This window comes from Massilia polaris (genome assembly GCF_012927275.1).
In the GTDB taxonomy this organism is placed as follows: Bacteria; Pseudomonadota; Gammaproteobacteria; order Burkholderiales; family Burkholderiaceae_D; genus Telluria_A; species Telluria_A polaris.
This window is the reverse complement of sequence record NZ_JABBGG010000006.1, coordinates 101,592-121,251: the sequence shown is the minus strand read 5'-3', so window position 1 is coordinate 121,251 and position 19,660 is coordinate 101,592. Positions and strand designations below refer to the sequence as shown.

The 19,660-nt window shown below is 62.2% G+C and carries 18 protein-coding genes; 10 read left to right on the top strand and 8 right to left on the bottom strand.

The annotated features are described in order from the left end of the window. Positions 1-10 precede the first annotated feature (10 nt). A complete protein-coding gene (locus HHL21_RS11950; RefSeq protein ID WP_169466083.1) occupies positions 11-367 on the top strand; it encodes a winged helix-turn-helix domain-containing protein in 357 nt (118 codons plus the stop codon). 39 nt (positions 368-406) lie between these two features. On the opposite strand, the gene HHL21_RS11945 is transcribed toward HHL21_RS11950, so the two are convergent. The 3 genes from HHL21_RS11945 to HHL21_RS11935 all read right to left on the bottom strand — a co-directional run bounded on the left by HHL21_RS11945 (position 407) and on the right by HHL21_RS11935 (position 4,845). Continuing rightward, positions 407-1,708 carry a replication-associated recombination protein A gene (locus HHL21_RS11945; protein WP_169466081.1) on the bottom strand — a complete coding sequence of 434 codons (1,302 nt, stop codon included), beginning with the start codon at positions 1,706-1,708 and terminating at the stop codon, positions 407-409. A 128-nt stretch (positions 1,709-1,836) separates the two neighbouring features. After that, positions 1,837-2,478 (bottom strand): outer membrane lipoprotein chaperone LolA, encoded by a 642-nt coding sequence (lolA, locus tag HHL21_RS11940; RefSeq protein WP_169466079.1) that lies wholly within the window; start codon positions 2,476-2,478, stop codon positions 1,837-1,839. Positions 2,479-2,490: 12 nt separating this feature from the next. Beyond that, on the bottom strand, positions 2,491-4,845 hold the full coding sequence (locus HHL21_RS11935; RefSeq protein WP_169466077.1) for a DNA translocase FtsK: 2,355 nt from the start codon (positions 4,843-4,845) through the stop codon (positions 2,491-2,493). A gap of 192 nt (positions 4,846-5,037) precedes the next feature. Here HHL21_RS11935 and trxB point away from each other — a divergent pair, with 192 nt between their 5' ends. The 3 genes from trxB (at position 5,038) to HHL21_RS11920 (ending at position 7,371) form a co-directional block, all read left to right on the top strand. Then, on the top strand, positions 5,038-5,994 hold the full coding sequence (trxB, locus tag HHL21_RS11930) for a thioredoxin-disulfide reductase (RefSeq protein WP_169466075.1): 957 nt from the start codon (positions 5,038-5,040) through the stop codon (positions 5,992-5,994). Positions 5,995-6,003: 9 nt separating this feature from the next. After that, entirely contained in the window at positions 6,004-6,672 is a 669-nt protein-coding gene (locus tag HHL21_RS11925) for a Smr/MutS family protein (protein ID WP_169466073.1), read from the top strand. Positions 6,673-6,765: 93 nt separating this feature from the next. Next, positions 6,766-7,371 (top strand): trimeric intracellular cation channel family protein, encoded by a 606-nt coding sequence (locus tag HHL21_RS11920; protein ID WP_169466071.1) that lies wholly within the window; start codon positions 6,766-6,768, stop codon positions 7,369-7,371. A 103-nt stretch (positions 7,372-7,474) separates the two neighbouring features. Here HHL21_RS11920 and HHL21_RS11915 read toward each other — a convergent pair whose 3' ends face one another. The 4 genes from HHL21_RS11915 to HHL21_RS11900 all read right to left on the bottom strand — a co-directional run bounded on the left by HHL21_RS11915 (position 7,475) and on the right by HHL21_RS11900 (position 11,179). After that, positions 7,475-7,813, bottom strand: coding sequence for a P-II family nitrogen regulator (locus tag HHL21_RS11915; RefSeq protein WP_169466069.1), 339 nt, complete (start codon positions 7,811-7,813; stop codon positions 7,475-7,477). A 63-nt stretch (positions 7,814-7,876) separates the two neighbouring features. Then, positions 7,877-8,281, bottom strand: a complete 405-nt coding sequence (locus HHL21_RS11910; RefSeq protein WP_169466067.1) for a bacteriohemerythrin — start codon at positions 8,279-8,281, stop codon at positions 7,877-7,879. A gap of 15 nt (positions 8,282-8,296) precedes the next feature. After that, positions 8,297-9,019, bottom strand: coding sequence for an acetoacetyl-CoA reductase (gene phbB, locus HHL21_RS11905; RefSeq protein ID WP_169466065.1), 723 nt, complete (start codon positions 9,017-9,019; stop codon positions 8,297-8,299). Between the two features lie 108 nt (positions 9,020-9,127). After that, entirely contained in the window at positions 9,128-11,179 is a 2,052-nt protein-coding gene (locus tag HHL21_RS11900) for an NAD(+) synthase (protein ID WP_169466063.1), read from the bottom strand. A gap of 35 nt (positions 11,180-11,214) precedes the next feature. Here HHL21_RS11900 and HHL21_RS11895 point away from each other — a divergent pair, with 35 nt between their 5' ends. Beyond that, positions 11,215-12,360, top strand: a complete 1,146-nt coding sequence (locus HHL21_RS11895) for a GNAT family N-acetyltransferase (RefSeq protein ID WP_169466061.1) — start codon at positions 11,215-11,217, stop codon at positions 12,358-12,360. Between the two features lie 70 nt (positions 12,361-12,430). On the opposite strand, the gene HHL21_RS11890 is transcribed toward HHL21_RS11895, so the two are convergent. Then, complete coding sequence (locus HHL21_RS11890; protein WP_169466059.1) at positions 12,431-13,369, bottom strand: LysR family transcriptional regulator; 939 nt, start codon at positions 13,367-13,369, stop codon at positions 12,431-12,433. 265 nt (positions 13,370-13,634) lie between these two features. On the opposite strand from HHL21_RS11890, the gene HHL21_RS11885 reads away from it, so the two are divergent. The 5 genes from HHL21_RS11885 (at position 13,635) to HHL21_RS11865 (ending at position 19,646) form a co-directional block, all read left to right on the top strand. After that, positions 13,635-15,935 carry a TonB-dependent receptor gene (locus tag HHL21_RS11885; protein WP_169466056.1) on the top strand — a complete coding sequence of 767 codons (2,301 nt, stop codon included), beginning with the start codon at positions 13,635-13,637 and terminating at the stop codon, positions 15,933-15,935. A gap of 122 nt (positions 15,936-16,057) precedes the next feature. Further along, positions 16,058-16,930: an alpha/beta fold hydrolase gene (locus tag HHL21_RS11880; RefSeq protein WP_169466054.1), complete on the top strand. Its 873-nt coding sequence runs from the start codon at positions 16,058-16,060 to the stop codon at positions 16,928-16,930. A 26-nt stretch (positions 16,931-16,956) separates the two neighbouring features. After that, the gene (locus HHL21_RS11875) at positions 16,957-18,150 is read left to right on the top strand and encodes a substrate-binding domain-containing protein (RefSeq protein WP_169466052.1); all 1,194 of its coding nucleotides are present in this window, start codon (positions 16,957-16,959) and stop codon (positions 18,148-18,150) included. 1 nt (position 18,151) lies between these two features. Continuing rightward, positions 18,152-18,913, top strand: coding sequence for an ABC transporter ATP-binding protein (locus HHL21_RS11870; protein ID WP_169466050.1), 762 nt, complete (start codon positions 18,152-18,154; stop codon positions 18,911-18,913). Next, entirely contained in the window at positions 18,906-19,646 is a 741-nt protein-coding gene (locus HHL21_RS11865) for an ABC transporter ATP-binding protein (RefSeq protein ID WP_169466048.1), read from the top strand. Before HHL21_RS11870 ends, HHL21_RS11865 begins: the two co-directional genes overlap by 8 nt. The last annotated feature ends 14 nt before the right edge of the window (positions 19,647-19,660 follow it).

The window sequence follows — 19,660 nt, the reverse complement described above, 5'->3', positions numbered from 1 at the left end:
TCAATAAAAAATGACCAAGCCCACCCGCCCTGCAGACCTGTACCTGCGTTTCCTGAACTTGACGGAAGCGTTGCGGGGGTTGCCAACTCTGCCGGCGCTCGATCCGCTGGAGGAGCGGATTCTTGAACTGGTCGCGCGGGCCGGACAGGCGAACGCGCGCCTGAGCGTGCGTGACGTCATGGCGCATGACCAGTTGGGCGCTCCGGCGACGGTGCACAGGCGGCTTAAATCGATGCGGGAAAAGGGATGGATTACTCTGTCGGATACGGAGGACAGCCGGCGCAAGCAGGTCGAGCTGACCCAGGCTGCGTTATCTTATTTTGACGAATTGTCGGCTGCGATGGTGAAGGCTGCCCGAAACGGCTGACGGCACTCGATTCCGCGTAGACGTACAGCAGCGACTGCCTTACGCCTGCGCATCCTCATCAAGACTACGCAGCCAGGCCAACTTCTCAGCAATCTTGGCTTCGATGCCGCGCGGGACCGGTTCGTACCAGCGCGGTTCGGCGATGCCGTCGGGAAGGTAGGTTTCGCCCGCCGCATACGCATTCGGTTCATCGTGGGCGTAGCGGTATTCGTGGCCGTAGCCGAGTTCCTTCATCAGCTTGGTCGGTGCATTGCGCAGGTGGACCGGCACTTCGCGCGACTTGTCTTTCTTCACAAACGCCATTGCGCGGTTGTACGCGTTATAGCCGGCATTGCTCTTGGCTGCGATCGCGAGGTAGATGACTGCCTGTCCAAGCGCGAGTTCGCCTTCGGGCGAGCCGAGCCGCTCGTAGGTTGCCGCAGCGTCGTTGGCGAGCTGGATGGCACGTGGATCCGCGATGCCGATGTCTTCCCACGCCATCCGCACGATGCGGCGCGACAGGTACTTTGCGTCGGCGCCGCCGTCGAGCATGCGGCACAGCCAGTACAGGGCCGCGTCGGGATGCGAGCCGCGCACGGACTTGTGCAGCGCCGAGATCTGGTCGTAGAAATTGTCGCCGCCTTTGTCGAAGCGGCGCGAGTTCAAGGTCAGCGCGTTGTCGACGAATTCGCCGGTGATCCGGCTGATGCCGGAGGTTTCGGCCGAGGTCTTGGTCTGTTCCAGCAGGTTGAGGAAGCGGCGCGCGTCGCCGTCGGCGTAGCCGATCAGCGTGGCGATCGCCACCTCGTCGAATTCAAGATGGTGCAGCACCCTCTCCTGCGCGCGCTTGAGCAGCTGCAGCATCTCGGCATCCGTCAGCGCCTTCAATACATATACCTGCGAACGCGACAGCAGCGCCGAGTTGACCTCGAATGAAGGGTTTTCAGTGGTGGCGCCGATCAGCGTCACCAGGCCCGATTCGACGAACGGCAGCAAGGCGTCCTGCTGCGATTTGTTGAAGCGGTGGATCTCGTCGATGAACAGGATCGTGTGCTTGCCGCCGGCCAGGTAATGCTCGGCTTGCTCGATCGATGCGCGGATATCTTTTACGCCGGACAGCACAGCCGACAGCGCGATGAATTCGCATTCGAAGGCATTGGCGGTCAGGCGCGCGAGCGTGGTTTTGCCGACGCCGGGCGGGCCCCAGAGGATCATCGAGTGCGGTTTGCCAGACTTGAACACCAGGTTCAGCGGCTTGCCGGGCGCCAGCAAATGGCTCTGGCCGATCACCTCGTCGATGGTGGCCGGGCGCAACGCCTCGGCCAGGGGCGGCGAAGGCGCGGTCTTGAAAAGGTCATCCACGGGCGGGTCCGGATTGGGTTTGGAGGGTTGTACGTGGCAAAATTATATGACAACGGCTGCGCCAGCCCGGTTCGAGTGGGTGATGTCGAAAAAACCAAGGGAGGTTGAAAAACTCCGGGAACGACGAGCTAGTTGCTGTTGAAGACGTCAGCGCCCTTCGGCATCACGAACTTGAACTGTTGCGCGCCGAGGTTGGGGTTCTTCTCGAACTTCTGGAATGCCAGCAGCGAGGTCTGCCCGAACGCATCCTTCAGCTCCATCGCTTCCGGCGTGCCGTTGCGCAGGCCGATGCTGATCAGCTCAAATGCCGTGTCTTTCGACTTCGGTGTCGCGTTCAGCCATTCCAGCCCATCGCGCGTGCCCGCTTCACTCAACGTGAAGTTCTTTTCCAGGTCGTTGCTGCCGAACAGGATCGCGGCAGGAGACGAGCCCAGCGCATCGCCCAGCTTCTTGACCGTCACCTGGTTCAGGTCTTTGTCATAGATATAGAGCTGGTCGCCGTCGGCCTGCAGCAGCTGGTCGTACGGCTTCTGGTAAGTCCAGATGAACTTGCCCGGACGCGCAAACACAAACGTGCCCGTGGATGGCGCCGCTACCTTGCTGCCCTCGGCCTTCTTGACCTGGCGCTGCGTGAATTCGCCGCGCGCCGATTTGGTGCTGGAGACGAAGGTCTTGAACTGGGCCAGCGCACTTGCGTACGCCGAACCCGACAGCGCCAACGCGCCTGCGGCAACGACAACGCCCAATGTATTCTTCAAGCTGATACCCATGTGGTTCCTTCTTTATTCAGCACTGGCAGCAGGAACGAGAATTTCCCGGTTGCCGTTAGATTGCATGGCGGAGACGACTCCGCTGTTTTCCATCTGCTCCAGCAGGCGCGCCGCGCGGTTGTAGCCGATGCGCAGGTGGCGCTGCACCAGCGAGATCGATGCGCGGCGGTTCTTCAGCACAACCTGAACTGCCTGGTCGTACATCGGATCGGCCTCGCCACCCGCTTCGCCGGCAACTCCGCCTTCAGCGCCGCCCTCGCCTTCCAGCGTCCCGCCTTCGAGGATGCCTTCAATGTAATTCGGTTCGCCAAGAGATTGCAGATGTTTTACAACTCGATGCACTTCCTCATCAGATACGAACGCGCCGTGCACGCGGATCGGCAGGCCGGTTCCCGGCGGCATGTACAGCATGTCACCCATGCCGAGCAGCGCTTCGGCGCCCATCTGGTCCAGAATCGTGCGCGAGTCGATCTTCGACGATACCTGGAACGCGATTCGGGTCGGGATATTCGCCTTGATCAGGCCGGTAATGACGTCGACCGACGGACGCTGGGTTGCCAGGATCAGGTGCAGGCCGGCCGCGCGCGCCTTCTGCGCGATACGAGCGATCAATTCCTCGACCTTCTTACCCACGACCATCATCAGGTCGGCCAGCTCGTCAATAATAATGACGATGGTTGGCAATTTCTCAAGAGGCTCTGGCGAATCCGGTGTCAGCGAGAACGGATTCGGGATGTGTTCTTCGCGCTTGGCCGCGTCGGCGATCTTGGCGTTGTAGCCGGCCAGGTTACGCACGCCGAGCTTACTCATCAGCTTATAGCGGCGTTCCATCTCGTTCACGGCCCAGTTCAGGGCGTGGCCGGCCTGGCGCATGTCGGTCACCACCGGCGCCAACAGGTGTGGAATGCCCTCGTACACCGACATTTCCAGCATTTTCGGGTCGATCAGGATCAGGCGCACGTCGGCCGGGTCGGATTTGTACAGCAGCGACAGGATGGTGGCGTTAATACCCACCGATTTACCCGAACCGGTCGTACCCGCGACCAGCAAGTGCGGCATCTTGGCCAGGTCGGCGACCACCGCCTTGCCGGCAATGTCCTTACCCAATGCAATAGTCAGGTTCGACGAGCTGTCGTTGTACACCTTGGAACCGACGATCTCGGTCAGGCGCACGATCTGGCGCTTCGGATTCGGCAGTTCCAGCGCCATGTAGTTTTTGCCTGGAATGGTTTCGACGACGCGGATTGAGGTCAGCGACAGCGAACGGGCCAGGTCGCGCGCCAGGCCGACGATCTGGCTGCCCTTGACGCCGGTGGCCGGTTCGATTTCGTAGCGGGTTACCACCGGGCCCGGATAGGCGGCCACGACCTTGGCTTCGACGCCGAAGTCGGACAGCTTCTTCTCGATCAGGCGGCTGGTGAATTCCAGCGTTTCGACGGAAACAGTTTCCTGCATTTCCGGCGGTTCATCCAGCAGCGACAGCGGCGGCAGGTTGGAGTCGCCCGGCAAGTCCTGGAACAGCGCGGCCTGCTTTTCCTTCTGCACACGCTCGGACTTGACCACCTCGACCACCTGCGGCTCGATCTTGACCGGCGGCGCGGAGACATGTTTTTCGACGTGCTTGGCGCGCTCGTGCACGACCACCTCGTCGCGCTTGACGGCGGCAACCTCGCCCTGCTTGCGGTCCTCGCGGTCCTGGTAGCGCAGGCGGAACCATTCAATGGTGTCCTCGAGCGCCTCGCCGATGCGTTCGGCCACGGCCATCCACGACACCTGGAAGAACAGCGAGAAACCCAGCGCGAACAGCGCCAGCAACAGCAAAGTGGCGCCAGTGAAGCCGAACGCATCGTGCGCATTCTGGCCGATCATCTTGCCCAGTACGCCGCCATTGACGAACGGCAGCTGCACGTTCAGCGAGCGCATGCGCAGGTATTCGATGCCGACGCTGCCGACGAACAGCAGCGCAAAGCCGACCCAGCGGATCGCGCCTTCATGCTCATGCTCGGGATCGGACTCGCGTTCCATCACAAACTTGTCGGTCAGCGAGCGGTAGCCCTTCCAGACCAGCCGCAGGAAGCAGACGCACCACCACCAGGCCGAGAACCCGAACACGAACAGCATCAGGTCCGCCAGCCAGGCGCCGGCGCGGCCTCCCAGGTTCATCACCTTGGGCACCTGCACCTCGTGCGACCAGCCCGGGTCACCCTTGTTATAGCTGAGGAGAATCATGACAAAATACAGGAACATCACCGCGAGCGCGATCCAGCGCGCCTCGGACAACAGGCGCACCAGGCGGTTCGGCAGCGGCTGCCGGACGGTGGTGTTGCGGGTATAACTGGAAGTTTGGGCTTGGCTAGTCTTTGTCATTCTGAGGAAACGCGTTGCTGCTATGACTGCAATCCGTCCATTCTAAGCCATATATTGCAATACATGCCCATCATTCATGCACGTACGCATCATCGTCTATAATCTTGGATACGCATATTGAACCCCAGCGTCACTTGATCTGGCGTAGATAAGCCCCAGTTTCGTCTCATACACATTTCGATAAAAGCTCCCATGACCACTACCAAACACGCCAAAGTCCTGATTATCGGTTCCGGCCCGGCCGGCTACAGCGCAGCAGTCTATGCGGCGCGCGCGAACCTGAAACCGATGCTGGTGACCGGCGTCGAGCAAGGCGGCCAGCTGATGACCACTACCGACGTCGAGAACTGGCCAGGCGACCCGATGGGCGTGCAAGGTCCTGAGCTGATGCAGCGCCTGCTGCAGCATGCGGAGCGTTTTAACACCGAAATCGTGTTCGACCACATCCACACGACCTACCTGAACGAAAAGCCGATCCGCCTGGTTGGCGACACATCCACCTACACCTGCGACGCGCTGATCATCGCGACCGGCGCTTCGGCCCAGTACCTCGGCCTGCCGTCGGAAACCGCGTTCATGGGCAAGGGCGTGTCCGCCTGCGCGACCTGCGACGGATTCTTCTACCGTGGCCAGGAAGTTGCGGTCGTCGGGGGCGGCAACACCGCGGTCGAGGAAGCGCTGTACCTGTCGAACATCGCCACCAAGGTCACCCTGATCCACCGCCGCGACAAGTTTCGCGCCGAGCCGATCCTGGTCGACCGCCTCAAGGCCAAGGCTGCGGAAGGCAAGATCGTCATCAAATACAACCACACGCTGGAAGAAGTCACCGGCAATGAAAGCGGCGTCACCGGGGTGAACATCAAGTCCACCGACGACGGCACCATCACCCCGCTGACCGTGCACGGCCTGTTCGTGGCGATCGGCCACAAGCCGAACACCGGCATCTTCGAAGGCCAGCTGGACATGAAGGACGGCTACATCAAGACCCAAACCGGCCTTGAAGGCATGGCGACGTCGACCAACATTCCGGGCGTGTTCGCGGCCGGCGACGTGCAGGATCACGTGTACCGCCAGGCGGTCACCAGCGCCGGCACCGGCTGCATGGCCGCGCTGGACGCCCAGCGCTACCTCGAAAGCCTGGAAGACTGAGGAAACATCATGGCGTCGATGAAAGATTTTGCCGATCTGAAGGCCTTGAAGGAATCGCTCAAGGTCCAGGAAGAGCAGCGCGCCATCGAAAAGGCCGAGCGCGAACAGCGTGAACGCATCGCTCACCAGGAAGCGAACGTGTTCCACACCTCGCTCGGCGGTGTCAAGAAGCTGCCCGAGTCGAACCGCTATGTTCCGAACGCGCCGCCGGGGGTGAATCCGCCCCCGCCGCGGCAGAAGTTCCGCAGCCAGGCAGACGACGACGCGGCGGTGCTGCGCGAATCGCTGTCCGATGACTTCGACGTCGAGCACCTGCTCGAAGATGAGCCGGGTGTCAGCTTCACGCGCAGTGGCGTTGGTTCCGACGTGCTGAAAAAGCTGCGCAAAGGCTACTGGCAGGTTCAGGACGAGCTCGACCTGCACGGCATGCGGCGCGACACCGCGCGCGACCAGCTTGGCGATTTCCTGCGCCGCGCGGTCAAGGGCAAGCTGCGCTGCGTCTGCATCATCCACGGCAAAGGCCTCGGCTCGGCCGGCGGCGAACCGGTGCTGCGCTCGATGGTGCACAGCTGGCTGGAGCAGAAAGACGACGTCATTGCGTTCTGCGCAGCGAATATGGATGGGCGCCCGCACGGTGCGCTGATCGTCCTGCTAAAGGCGGCGCTGCCGACGGCCTGACGCTGCTCGTATTACCGGGCCCGCGGCGCGCGCCCTTCCCCCTGCCGTCATGCGCATGGTAAGGTAGCAACATCGCTATCTTACGTTTTGTGCATGACCCTCATTAAATTCATCGAAATCATGGCGATCCTGGTCGGCGCGTTCTCGGGCTTCATTGAAGCCCGGCGCAAGCGCATGGACCTGGTCGGCGTGTTCACCGTTGCCTTCATCACCGCGTTTGGCGGCGGTACGCTGCGCGACATCCTGCTCGACCTGCGGCCGCTGTTCTGGGTAACGCACCAGGAATACGCGATTCTGATTTTCGTTCTGGCGCTGGTAGCGACGCCGCTAATCCGGACGCTGCGGCACATCCTGTCCGAGAAGCTGATCGTGATTGCCGACGCGATCGGGCTGGGGCTGTTTTCGATTGCGGGGGTGTCGGCGGCGCTGGATGCGAACATGCCGATTTTCATCGCGTCGATGATGGGCGTGATTACGGGGATCTTTGGCGGGGTGCTGCGGGATATCGTTTGTAACGAGGTGCCGATGGTGTTCCGGGATGGGAAACCGTATGCGATCTGTTCGTTTTTAGGCAGCTGGATGTATCTGCTCATGCGGCATTTCGAGTTCCCGCATGATTTCGCGCTGTGGTCGAGCGCGACGTTCATTACCGGCCTGCGGCTGCTGACGTGGCGGTTTGATATTAAGATGGGGCGGTAGCGGGAGGTGACGCGGAATGCGCGCTGCGCGCTTTCCGCCCACGCTGATCTCGCGTAGGGCGGATAAGCGTGGCTGCCGCCCTACGGATCCAATGAATCGGACTTTAAACCGCCTCCGGCCCCGTCTCGCCGGTGCGAATCCGGATCACCTGCTCGACCTCTTGCACGAAAATCTTCCCGTCGCCGATCTTGCCGGTGCGCGCCGCCTTGATGATCGCATCAACCACCTGCTCCACCATCCCGTCATCAACCACCACCTCGATCTTCACCTTCGGCAGGAAATCGACGACATACTCAGCACCGCGGTACAGCTCGGTATGGCCCTTCTGGCGGCCGAATCCCTTCACCTCGGTGACGGTCAGCCCGGTCACGTTCACGTCGGCCAGCGCCTCGCGCACCTCGTCCAGCTTGAACGGCTTGATCACGCAGGTAATCTGTTTCATGGCTTCTCCTTGTATGGTGGTTCGCCCGCTATTTTAGCCGACGAGCGCGCCGCGTGGCACTTTCTACAAGGTTGCGTAGCCTCCATTTGCCTGGCTGCCCGTTCCCGCCGGATGCAGCCCCATCGCCAGCGACCTGTCCATCGTCGCCACGTGCAGCTGGAACCACTGCGGCAACAGCATCAAGGCCTCGCGCGCTTCCGCCGGCTCGCCCACCACGACATGGTGCAGCGCGCTCAACACCCGAGCATGCTGCTCGCGATGCTCCTTCACGTCGGGCAGGTCCATGGCTTCCATCACGTCTTCCTCTTCACGGAAATCGCGCTCGAGCCTGTCGCACAGCCTCGGCAGCCCTTCCGCCAGGTCGCTGTCCGGCGCGGCGTATAGCCGCACCATTTCGTCGAACAAAGCCCTGTGCGCTTCGTCGATCGCCGGATTGCCCAGCTCCATCGCCGGGGTCCATTCAATCACGTCCATCTGTCCTCCCTATTCCATATACTGGCCGCCATTCACGTTGAAGGTGGCTCCGGTGATGAAACCGGCGGCATCGTCCGCCAGGAAAGCAACCATCCGTCCGACATCGGCAGGCGTTCCCAACCGCCCTACCGGTATGTCCTCCACGATGGACTTCAGCACCTCTGGCGGCACTTCGGCCACCATCGCCGTATCGCAATAACCGGGCGCGATCGCGTTGACGGTGACGTTCTTGCGAGCGCTCTCCAGCGCCAGCGCCTTGGTAAAGCCGAGGATGCCCGCCTTGGCGGCCGAGTAATTGGCCTGGCCGAGCTGGCCCTTTTCTCCATTTATGGAGCTGATATTAATGATGCGCCCAAATCCGCGTTCGCGCATGCCGTGAATGACATGGTGCGACATGTTGAACATTGAGCCGAGGTTGGTATTGATGACCTTCCACCACTGTTCGGGCGACATGCGGTGCAGCATGGCGTCGTCAGTGATGCCGGCGTTGTTGACGAGGATATCGATCGGCCCGAGCGTTTCCGCGACCTTGCCGATGCCGTGCCGGCAGGCTTCAAAGTCCGACACATCCCATTGGAAGACAGCAATGCCGTTGGCGTCCGAGAAGGCGCGTGCGGCGTCGGTATTGCTGTGATAGACGGCGACGACGCGGTGGCCAGCCGCATGCAAGGCAAGGGAAATGGCCTGTCCGATGCCACGGGTTCCCCCGGTGACGATTGCGGTTCTTTGCATGACGGTTCCTTCACAGCTGCGGCAATACCCACAACTATATCGGCGAACCGCGTGCCGGTCACCCCGCACACTTAACTTGCATCAAAAATTGTATCAATTGTTTATTGCTCAGTCCGGAATATTGGCGAGATCGTTCATCCATACGGTCGCTTCCGAGTCGCTCGGTGCGCGCCAGTCGCCGCGCGGGGACAGCGAACCGCCATTGCCGACCTTCGGCCCGTTCGGAACGCATGAGCGCTTGAACTGGCTGGTCTTGAAGAACCGGTAAAGGAAGATGCCGAGGAAGCGCTTGATATCCGGCAGGCCATACTCGTTGCGGCTTGCGTGAGGCGCGTCGGGCCACACACCCGCGTCGCGCTTGCCCCACGCCGAGTACGACAGGAACGCCACCTTCGACGGTGCAAAGCCGTAGCGCAGGATGTAATAGAGATTAAAGTCCTGCATTTCGTACGGGCCGATCACGCGCTCGGTGCTTTGGGCCGGCTTGGTATCGCCCGCCTTGCCCGGAACCAGTTCCGGACTGATTTCGGTGTCGAGGATATTGATCAGCACATCCGAGCCACCCGCGCCGATGGCGCCCGAGTCCGCCACCCAGCGCACCAGGTGGGTGATCAGGGTCTTCGGCACGCTGGCATTCACATTGTAGTGCGACATATGGTCGCCGACGCCGTAGGTGCACCAGCCCAGCGCCAGTTCGCTCAGGTCGCCGGTGCCGATGACGATCGCATTGTTGAAGTTCGCGAGCCTGAACAGGTGGCTGGTACGTTCGCCCGCCTGCACGTTCTCGAAGGTGACGTCGTACTCCTCCTTGCCTTCCGCGTACGGATGGCCGAGGTCCTTCAGCATCTGGATGCAGCTCGGACGGATATCGATTTCCTTCGCCGCGCAACCGACTGCCGCCATCAGGTTCCTGGCCTGCTTCAGCGTGCGTTCGCTGGTCGCAAAGCCCGGCATCGTGTAGGCCAGGATGTTCGAACGCGGCAGGTTCAGGCGGTCCATCGCCTTGGCGCAGACCAGCAGCGCATGGGTCGAATCGAGCCCGCCTGAGACGCCGATGACCACCTTCGAAATCCCGCTCGACGACAGGCGCTGGACCAGTGCCTGCACCTGGATGTTATAGACCTCGGTGCAACGCTCGTCGCGCCGCGCGGGATCGGCAGGCACGTATGGGAAGCGCTCGACGGTGCGCTCCAGCGGCAGATCGCCCTCGCGCGGGACTTCAAGTTCAAAGCGAATGACACGGAACTTCGACACCTCGCCCGCATGCCGGCGTACAGACTGCCCAAAGGTCGTGGTGTGGAAGCGCTCGCGCGACAGGCGTTCGAGGTCGACGTCGCCGTACACAATGTGCGACTGGTCGTTGAAACGCTCGGATTCGCCGAGCAAATCGCCCTTTTCGTAGATCAGCGCCTGGCCGTCCCACGCCATATCGGTGGACGATTCACCCAAGCCCGCAGACGTGTAAAGGTAGGCTGCCAGGCAGCGCGCGGACTGCTGTCCGACCAGCTGGTGGCGGTAACCGCTCTTGCCGACGACGACGTTCGAGGCCGACAGGTTGACCAGCACCGTGGCGCCAGCCAGTGCCGCGAACGACGACGGCGGAACCGGCACCCATACATCCTCGCAGATCTCGATATGGAAGCGCAGTAGCGGAAGGTTCGCCACTTCGAACAGCAGCCCGGCGCCGAACGGGATGCTTTCGCCAAGCAGTTCAACCGTCGTAGTCGACGCGCAGTCGGCCGCGCTGAACTGGCGGGCTTCATAAAACTCGCCATAATTGGGCAGGTAACTCTTCGGCACCACTCCCAGCACGCGTCCGCCCGCGACCACCGCGGCACAGTTAAACAGTTGATGGCCGACGCGCAGCGGCAGGCCGACGATAATGGCAGCAGACAGCTTCGCGGAAGCCGCTACGACCTGCTGCAACGCGTCCTCACATGCATCTAGCAGCGCGCGCTGCTGGAACAAGTCATCGCAGGTATAAGCCGGCAGGCCCAGCTCCGGGAAGGCGACTAACACGGCGCCACGTCCCGCCGCTTCCTGCGCAAGGCGGATCGTTTCGGCCGCATTAAAGCCCGGATCGGCCACCTTGCAGCGAGGCGTGGCGACGGCGACGCGTGCGAAATCGTGCGAGTAAAGGTTGAAAAAGTTATTCTTCATGACTTCCGCGCAAAAATACGAGTGGTTTTATATAAATGAATTATCGCACGCATATCGTTTCTTCCCTGGCCGAGATCGGCCAGCCAGCATGGGACGCCCTGGTCGCGCGCCAGGGCAAGCCCAACCCTTTCCTGTCGTATGCCTTCCTGCACGCGCTGCACGAGTCGGGCAGCGCCTGCGCGGAGACGGGCTGGCAGCCGCAGTTCATCGTGCTTTACGACGGCGCGGAGCTGGCCGCTGCGATGCCGCTGTACGTCAAGTCGCATTCATATGGCGAATATGTGTTTGACTGGGCCTGGGCGGACGCCTATCACCGCAACGGCTTCGAGTACTACCCCAAGCTGCTGTCGGCGATTCCGTTCACGCCGGTGACCGGCCCGCGCCTGATGGCGGTTGATGCGGCTGCGCGTGCCGCGCTGATCGACGTGCTGCGTGCGACGCAGCAGGCCTCTGGCGTGTCATCGACGCACATCCTGTATCCGCCGGAGGAAGAAGCCCAGCAACTGGCGGAAGCGGGCTATATGCTCAGGAGCGGCGTGCAGTTCCATTGGCTGAACGCGGGCTACCGCGATTTCGACGAGTTCCTCGCCACGCTGGAGCGCAAGAAGCGCAAGAACATCAACGCCGAGCGGCGCAAGGTGCAGGAGGCCGGCGTGGTGCTGCGGCGCGTGCGCGGCATCGACGCGGCCGAATCCGACTGGCGGCTATTCAACCGCTGCTATCGCCACACCTATCGCGATCACCACTCGACGCCATACCTGAACCTCGACTTCTTCCTGCGCATCGGCCGGACCATGCCGGAAAATATCATGCTGGTGATCGCAGAGCGGGACGGCGAACCGGTGGCGTCATCGATGGTCATTCACAACGAAGACACGCTGTTCGGTCGTTACTGGGGCGAGCTTGAACACGTCCCGTGCCTGCATTTTGAAACTGCGTACTACCAGCCGCTGGAGTTCTGTATCGAGCAGAAAATCGCTGTGTTCGAAGGCGGTGCGCAGGGCGAGCACAAGATGGCCCGTGGATTCCTGCCAACACGAACCTGGTCCGCGCACTGGCTTGCGCATACGGCGTTTGCCGACGCGATTGAGCGGTTTCTCGAACGCGAGAGCGGTGGAATCGAAAGCTACATTGATGAACTTAACGAACGCAATCCATTTCGCCGCCGCATATCCGAATGAGTGATTGAGTGAACTTAGGTTGCGACGCAACGGCGTGCTATGCCCTCGACCTCACCCGAACATAGACCTGTCAGGGTCCAACTCGCAGCGGACGCACCGGTTCACTTGTTTGCATGAACAGCGAAGGCCGCGCCTCTGCATATTCGCGCAGCAGGTTCCAGACCGCCCGCACCCGCTGCAGGCGGTACAGGTCGGTCGGCGCCGCAAGCCAGAACGAGCGCTCGGCATGGAATTCAGTGAGGACCGGAACCAGCCGCCCGTCATCGGGTACCGCATACGGCGGCGCCATGATCAGTCCCATGCCCGCAGCAGCGGCCTCAATCTGCGCCGGCATCCCCGTGCAGCACAGCCGCCGGCGCGGCGTAAATCCAAGCTCGGTCAGGTAGTTCAACTCAGGACTGGCCAGCCGGTCCTGTACATAATCGACAAAGTCATGCCGCGCCAGGTCCAGCTGGGTGCGGATCGGCGGGTGCTTGGCCAGGTAATCTGGCGACGCATACAGCTGCATGCGGAACGTGGCCAGCCGCGTAATCATGTACCGCCCCGTCGTCGGCGGATCGAGCATCACGCCAAGGTCAGCCTCGCGATTGGCCAGGTTGGCGAAGCGCGGCAGCACCAGCAGGTCGACGCTCAAATCAGGATGCGACTGCAGCATCTTCACCATCAGCGGCGCCACCACGCGCACCGCGAACAGCTCCGGCACGCCCAGCCGCACCACGCCCTGCACCGACACCTCATTCCCGCTCAGCTGCTCGGTCGCCGCCAGCGCCGCGCTTTCCATCGCCTCCGCATGCGGCAGCAGCCCCTGCCCCATTTCGGTGAGCTCATACCCCTCGCGGCTGCGGTCGAACAGCGTCGTGCCCAGCTGCGCCTCGAGCCGGTCGATGCGCCTTGCCACCGTGGTGTGCTCGACTTCCAGCCGCCTCGACGCCCCGGACAAGGTCCCGGCCCGCGCCAATTCGAGGAAGAAGCGCAGGTCGGTCCACTCCGGCAGCGTGTGGTTATTCATGGTGCGAATATGGCTTATTCATGAGCAATATTGTGCACCACTGCACATTGCCGTGGCAATCCCCCTGAAATCAAATATAAATCCAGATCAATACATGGCTCCCGATGCCCTGCTAAGGTGCGCTGCCCTAGCAACGTGCACCATTGTGCAATTTTGCACAACCGTTGGGCGTGTTGTTAGCTTTCGAACACGATGAAATAGGGGCACACTCCGTTGCGTGCGATTTTTGTCCCGCATATACCACTAATAAAAGAAGGAGACACAGATGCGTCTTACCAAAAAGAAACTGAAGCTGTTGAATCGCTCCGCCGCTGCACTGCTGGCCATCTCGGGCAGCACCATGGGCCTGGCACACGCCCAGACCGCGCCAAGCGCGGCACCGCAGGCCACCAGCACCGATGTGGCCACTGAAACCAACATGGGCAAGGTCCTCGTGACCGCCCGCCGCCGCGAAGAAACCCTGCAGGACGTGCCGGTCTCCGTCACCGCCTACACCGCCGAGCAGTTGTCCAAGCAAGGCATCCCGGACATCACCGCCCTCGCCTTCTCGCTCCCGAACACCACCCTCAAGTCGTCGCGCGCGACCAACTCGACCCTGACCGCGTTCATCCGCGGCGTCGGCCAGCAGGATCCGCTGGCTGGCTTCGAGGCCGGCGTCGGCATCTACCTTGACGATATCTACCTGGCCCGCCCGCAAGGCGCCGTGGCCGAGATCTATGACGTCGAGCGTATCGAAGTGCTGCGCGGCCCACAGGGCACGCTGTACGGCCGCAACACCATCGGCGGCGCGGTCAAGTACGTGACCCGCAAGCTGGCGCCAACCACCGACGTGCGCCTGAAGGCCACCGTCGGCAACCACGGCCAGCGTGACGGCGTCCTGACCGCCAGCACCCCGATCGGCGAAGTCACGCGCATCGGCGCATCGATCGCCAAGTTCACCCGCGACGGTTTCGGCACCAACCTCACCACCGGCAAGGGCAACTACGACAAGGACCTGACCGCAGCGCGCGTCTCGGCCGAATTCACGCCGACCACCGACCTGTTCATCCGCATTTCGGGTGACGCAACCCAGGATGATTCGAACCCGCGTAACGGCCACCGCCTGATCCCGGGCCGCAGCAGCGGCGCGCCTATCCTCGGCAATGTGTATGACACCCGCGCCAACCTGACCAAGGCCCTCGGCCAAGACCAGGAAGTCAAGGCGCATGGCGTTTCGGCATTGATCGAGTGGGGCATCTCGAACGAACTGACCTTCAAGTCGGTAACGGCGGCGCGCAAGGACAAGTCGTACGCTCCAATCGACTTCGATTCGCTCGCGGCCACCGACTTCCATGTGCCTGCGCTGTACAAGAACAAGCAGTTCAGCCAGGAGTTCCAGGTCACCTACACCGGCGACAAGATGCAGGGCGTGGCGGGCGTGTACTACATCGACGCGAACGCATTCAACATCTTCGATACCATCCTGGCCGCCCCGTTCGCCAGCTCGACCTACACCAAGGGCGACATCGACACCAAGGCATGGGCAGTGTTCGCGGACGCGAACTACAAGGTCAACGACGCATTGAGCGTGTCTGCCGGCGGCCGTTACACCGTCGACAAGCGTGAAGCCAGCATCCTGCGCCAGATCTACCTGGGCACGGGCGGTTCGCAAGGCCTGGGCAATCCAAATGCCGTGTTCTTCCGCACCGATACCGACTTCACCCGCGGCGAACTGGAGCGCGAAGACAAGAAGTTCACGCCAAAGATCGGCGTCGCCTACAAGATGAATGAAGACCACAACGTGTACGCATCGTGGGCGCGCGGCTTCAAGGGCGGCGGTTTCGACCCTCGCATGAACGTGTTCGGCACCAAGCTGACGCCGGCCCAGGCCCGTGCGGGCTATGCTCCTGAAACGATCGACACCTTTGAACTTGGCCTGAAGTCGGCGTTCAACAACGGCCGCTTCCTGACCAACATCGCGGTCTTCAACAGCGACTACAAGGACGTGCAGATTCCTGGCTCGGTCGCAGTCGACACCAACGGCGACGGCCGCGACGACAGCTTCGCGGGCGTGACCACCAACGCAGGCAAGGCCAAGATCAAGGGCTTCGAGCTCGAGGCGAACGCCCGCGTTACCGACAACTTCACGCTGTCGGGCATGTACAGCTGGATCGACGCCGAGTACACCCGCTTCATCGTTGCGGGTGTCGACCAGTCGGCCAACCGCGTGTTCCAGAACACGCCAAAGAACTCGGCCAACCTGCGCGGCGCGTACGACATCCCGATGCCGGTCATGGGCCGCGGCGGCCGCCTGACCCTGTCGGCTAACGTCTCGCACAAGGACGACACCAACCAGTTCGAGACCAAGTCGCTGCTGGACCAGGAAGCCTACACCCTGTGGGATGCCAGCGTCGTCTGGACCAGCGCGAATGGCAAGATCCGCGCCGGCCTGCATGGCAAAAACCTCGGCGATAAAGAGTACAAAACCGGCGGCTACCTGTTCCCTACCCTGGGTAACGAAGGTGTGCTGACAGCGTTCTACGGTAATCCGCGCACGGTATCGGCAACGCTCGATTACCGCTTCTGATTCACCCGTAACCCGATCGAAACGCAGCACCCATGGCTGGCCTTCATGGCCAGCCATGGCGGGCTGCGCCCTGACGATCCCGAATACCGATAAATACAACCACCTTGCCCAGGATCTGCAGCGTGTCCACATTTTCTGAAATCAGCTACACCAGCACCGATGGCCTGGCCCTGTATGCGCGGGACTATGCATCGCACAGCGGCCCCGCGCGGCTGCCGGTGATCTGCATCCACGGGCTGACGCGCAACTCGGGCGACTTCGACGAGCTGGCGCCATGGATCGCCAGCCAGGGCCGGCGCGTGATCGCCGTCGATGTGCGCGGCCGCGGCAACTCTGCGTGCGATCCGAACCCGGCCCACTACCAGCCGCTGGTCTACGCCGGCGACATCGTCAAGCTGGCGCGCGACCTTGGCATCGAGCGCGCCGTCTTCATCGGCACCTCGATGGGCGGCATCATCACGATGACAATAGCACTGCGCAAGTCGCGCCTGATCAGCGCCGCCATCCTCAACGACGTCGGCCCGATCCTGTCCGAGAAAGGCCTGGCGCGCATCGCCGGCTATGCGGGCAAGGCCACGCAGCCCGCGTCATGGATTGAAGCGACCGAATACATCAAGAACATCAACCAGTCCGCATTCCCCGACAACACGATGGAAGAATGGCGCAAGTGGGCGCAGCGCGCCTTTGCAGAAAATCCACAGGGCGAACTGGTCATGAGGTACGATCCAAACGTCGCCCAGCCCATCCATTCCGGCAAACAGAAGTCGCAGTCGCTGATGTCGAAATACGCTTTCCGCCGCCTGGCGCGCAAGCGTCCGACACTGCTGGTGCGCGGCGCGCTGTCGGACCTGGTGGAAGCGGAACAGGCCAGCTACATGCAGAAGGCCGCACCGACAATGCTGTACGCGGAAGTACCCAACGTAGGCCATGCGCCGATGCTGACCGAGCCCCCGGCCCGCGAAGCGATCCGGACGTTTTTGTCGCAAGTCGATTAAGCAGTACCAAAATCAAGGAGACAAGCATGAACAAGAGGACTATCCTGCCGGTCGCCGTGCTGGCCGCATTCACCGCCACCCTGCCGCTCGGCGCCATCGCCGCGCCAGACCTGAAGGTCGCGCTCATCGCAGGCAAGACCGGCGTGCTCGAAGCGTACGCGAAGGAGACCGAAACGGGTTTCATGATGGGCCTCGAATACCTCACCGGCGGAAAGATGGAGATCAACGGCCGCAAGCTGAAGGTCATCGTCAAGGACGACCAGAGCAAGCCTGACCTGGGCCGCACGCTGCTGGCCGAAGCCTACGGCGACGACAAGGTCGATATCGCGGTCGGCACCAGCTCCTCCGGTTCGGCCATCGCGATGCTGCCGGTCGCCGCCGAATACAAGAAGGTGCTGATCGTCGAACCTGCAGTGGCCGACGCCATCACCGGCGACAAGTGGAACCGCTACATTTTCCGTACCGCGCGCAACTCGATGCAGGACGCGCTGTCCGCAGCCGCCTTACTCAAGGGCGGCAGCGTCGCCTACCTCGCGCAGGACTACGCGTTCGGCAAGGATGCGATCAAGGCCGGCAAGGAAGCGCTGGCCGCAACCGGCAGCAAGGCCAAAGTCGTCCACGAAGAATACGCACCGCAGACCGCGACCGACTTTACCGCCTCGGCCCAGCGCATCTTCGCGGCGCTCAAGGACAAGCCGCAGCCGCGCGTGCTCGGCATCGTCTGGGCCGGCCCGAGCCCGATGAACAAGATCGCCGACATGCAGCCAGCCCGCTACGGCATCGCGCTGGCGCCGGGCGGGAACATCCTGCCGGTGATGAAGACCTGGCGTAACTACGCCGGCACCGAAGGCACCATTTACTACTACTATGACTTCCCGAAGAACAAAATGAACGACTGGTTCGTCGCGGAGCACATGAAGCGCTTCAAGGCGCCGCCTGACATGTTCACCGCCGGTGGTTTCGCGGCCGCCAGCGCGGTCGTCACCGCCCTGAAAAAGGCCGGTTCCGGCGACACCGAAAAGCTGATCGCCGCGATGGAAGGCATGGACTTCGACACCCCGAAGGGCAAGATGAGCTTCCGCAAGCAGGACCACCAGGCGATGCAGTCGATGTACCACTTCCGCATCAAGAAGGCCCAGAAAGACGAATGGGACCTGCTGGAACTGGTGCGCGAGATCCCGGCATCCGAACTGCCTGTACCGGTAAGGAACAAGCGATAACATGACCACGCCTTCGCTGTCGACCCGCGACCTGACCATCCGCTTCGGCGGCCATGTCGCGGTGAACCAGGTCAGCGCCGATTTTTATCCCGGCACCCTGACCGTCATTGTCGGCCCCAACGGGGCCGGCAAGACCACCTACTTCAACCTGATCTCGGGCCAGCTGCCTGCCACGTCGGGCAGCGTGCACCTCGACGGCGTCGACATCACGCGTTATGGCGCGGCCAGGCGCACGTCGATGGGCGTCGGCCGCGCCTTCCAGCTGACCAACCTGTTCCCCAACCTGTCGGTCATCGAGAACGTGCGCCTTGCGGTGCAGAGCCGCGCCGGTATCGGCATGAACATGTTCTCGGTATGGTTCTCGCACAAGGAACTGATTTCGCGCGCCGAGCATTACCTCGAACGGGTTGCGCTGGCCGACCGCCGCGACACCCGCGTCGCCGCGCTGTCGCACGGCGACAAGCGCAAGCTTGAAGTCGCGATCCTGCTGGCGCTCGAACCGGAAGTGATGATGTTCGACGAACCGACCGCCGGCATGAGCGTCGACGAAGTCCCGGTCGTGCTTGACCTGATCCACCAGGTCAAGGCGGAGCGCAGCAAGACCGTGCTGCTGGTCGAGCACAAGATGGACGTAGTGCGATCGCTGGCCGACCGCATCATCGTTTTACACAACGGCACCCTGGTCGCCGACGGTAATCCGGTCGAAGTCATGGCCTCGCCGATCGTGCAGGAAGCCTACCTTGGAGCACCAGAACATGCATAAGCCGAGCGATGCCGAACCACTGCTGCAGCTCTCAGGCGTGCACACCCACATCGGCGAGTACCACATCCTGCAAGGCGTAGACCTGGTGGTGCCGCGCGGCGGCCTGTCGGTCCTGTTGGGACGTAACGGCGCCGGCAAGACCACCACGCTGCGCACCATCATGGGCATGTGGCATGCGAGCGCCGGCAGCATCAGCTTCGACGGCCGCGACATCACCAGGCTGCAAACGCCGGATATCGCGATGGCGTCGATTGCCTACGTGCCGGAATCGATGGCGGTGTTCTCCGCGCTGACCGTGCGCGAAAACCTGTACCTTGCGGCGCGCAACGGTCCCCTCGACACCCAGCGCCTGGAATGGATCTTCGGCTTCTTCCCGGCGTTGAAAAAATTCTGGAACTACCCGGCCGGCCTGCTCTCTGGCGGCCAAAAGCAGATGGTGGCGATCGCCCGCGCGATCGTCGAACCGCGCAAGCTGCTGCTGGTGGACGAGCCGACCAAGGGCCTGGCCCCGGCCATCATCAACAACCTGATCGACGCCTTCCGCGAGCTGAAGGACACCGACACCACGATCCTGCTGGTCGAACAGAACTTCAACTTCGTCAAGAAGCTGGGCGACACCGTGTCGGTCATGGACGACGGCCGCGTCGTGCACGCCGGCCCGATGCAGGACCTGGTCGACGACCGCGACCTGCAACAGCGCCTGCTCGGCCTCTCGCTCGACTCCCATCAATAGGAATCAACACCGTG

Coding starts and splice junctions, on each gene's coding strand:
- HHL21_RS11870 (WP_169466050.1), top strand. CDS start 18,152: ATGACCACGCCTTCGCTGTCGACCCGCGACCTGACCATCCGCTTCGGC.
- HHL21_RS11890 (WP_169466059.1), bottom strand. CDS start 13,369: ATGAATAACCACACGCTGCCGGAGTGGACCGACCTGCGCTTCTTCCTC.
- HHL21_RS11900 (WP_169466063.1), bottom strand. CDS start 11,179: ATGAAGAATAACTTTTTCAACCTTTACTCGCACGATTTCGCACGCGTC.
- HHL21_RS11950 (WP_169466083.1), top strand. CDS start 11: ATGACCAAGCCCACCCGCCCTGCAGACCTGTACCTGCGTTTCCTGAAC.
- trxB (WP_169466075.1), top strand. CDS start 5,038: ATGACCACTACCAAACACGCCAAAGTCCTGATTATCGGTTCCGGCCCG.
- HHL21_RS11935 (WP_169466077.1), bottom strand. CDS start 4,845: ATGACAAAGACTAGCCAAGCCCAAACTTCCAGTTATACCCGCAACACC.
- HHL21_RS11925 (WP_169466073.1), top strand. CDS start 6,004: ATGGCGTCGATGAAAGATTTTGCCGATCTGAAGGCCTTGAAGGAATCG.
- HHL21_RS11915 (WP_169466069.1), bottom strand. CDS start 7,813: ATGAAACAGATTACCTGCGTGATCAAGCCGTTCAAGCTGGACGAGGTG.
- HHL21_RS11875 (WP_169466052.1), top strand. CDS start 16,957: ATGAACAAGAGGACTATCCTGCCGGTCGCCGTGCTGGCCGCATTCACC.
- phbB (WP_169466065.1), bottom strand. CDS start 9,019: ATGCAAAGAACCGCAATCGTCACCGGGGGAACCCGTGGCATCGGACAG.
- HHL21_RS11865 (WP_169466048.1), top strand. CDS start 18,906: ATGCATAAGCCGAGCGATGCCGAACCACTGCTGCAGCTCTCAGGCGTG.
- HHL21_RS11920 (WP_169466071.1), top strand. CDS start 6,766: ATGACCCTCATTAAATTCATCGAAATCATGGCGATCCTGGTCGGCGCG.
- lolA (WP_169466079.1), bottom strand. CDS start 2,478: ATGGGTATCAGCTTGAAGAATACATTGGGCGTTGTCGTTGCCGCAGGC.
- HHL21_RS11895 (WP_169466061.1), top strand. CDS start 11,215: ATGAATTATCGCACGCATATCGTTTCTTCCCTGGCCGAGATCGGCCAG.
- HHL21_RS11885 (WP_169466056.1), top strand. CDS start 13,635: ATGCGTCTTACCAAAAAGAAACTGAAGCTGTTGAATCGCTCCGCCGCT.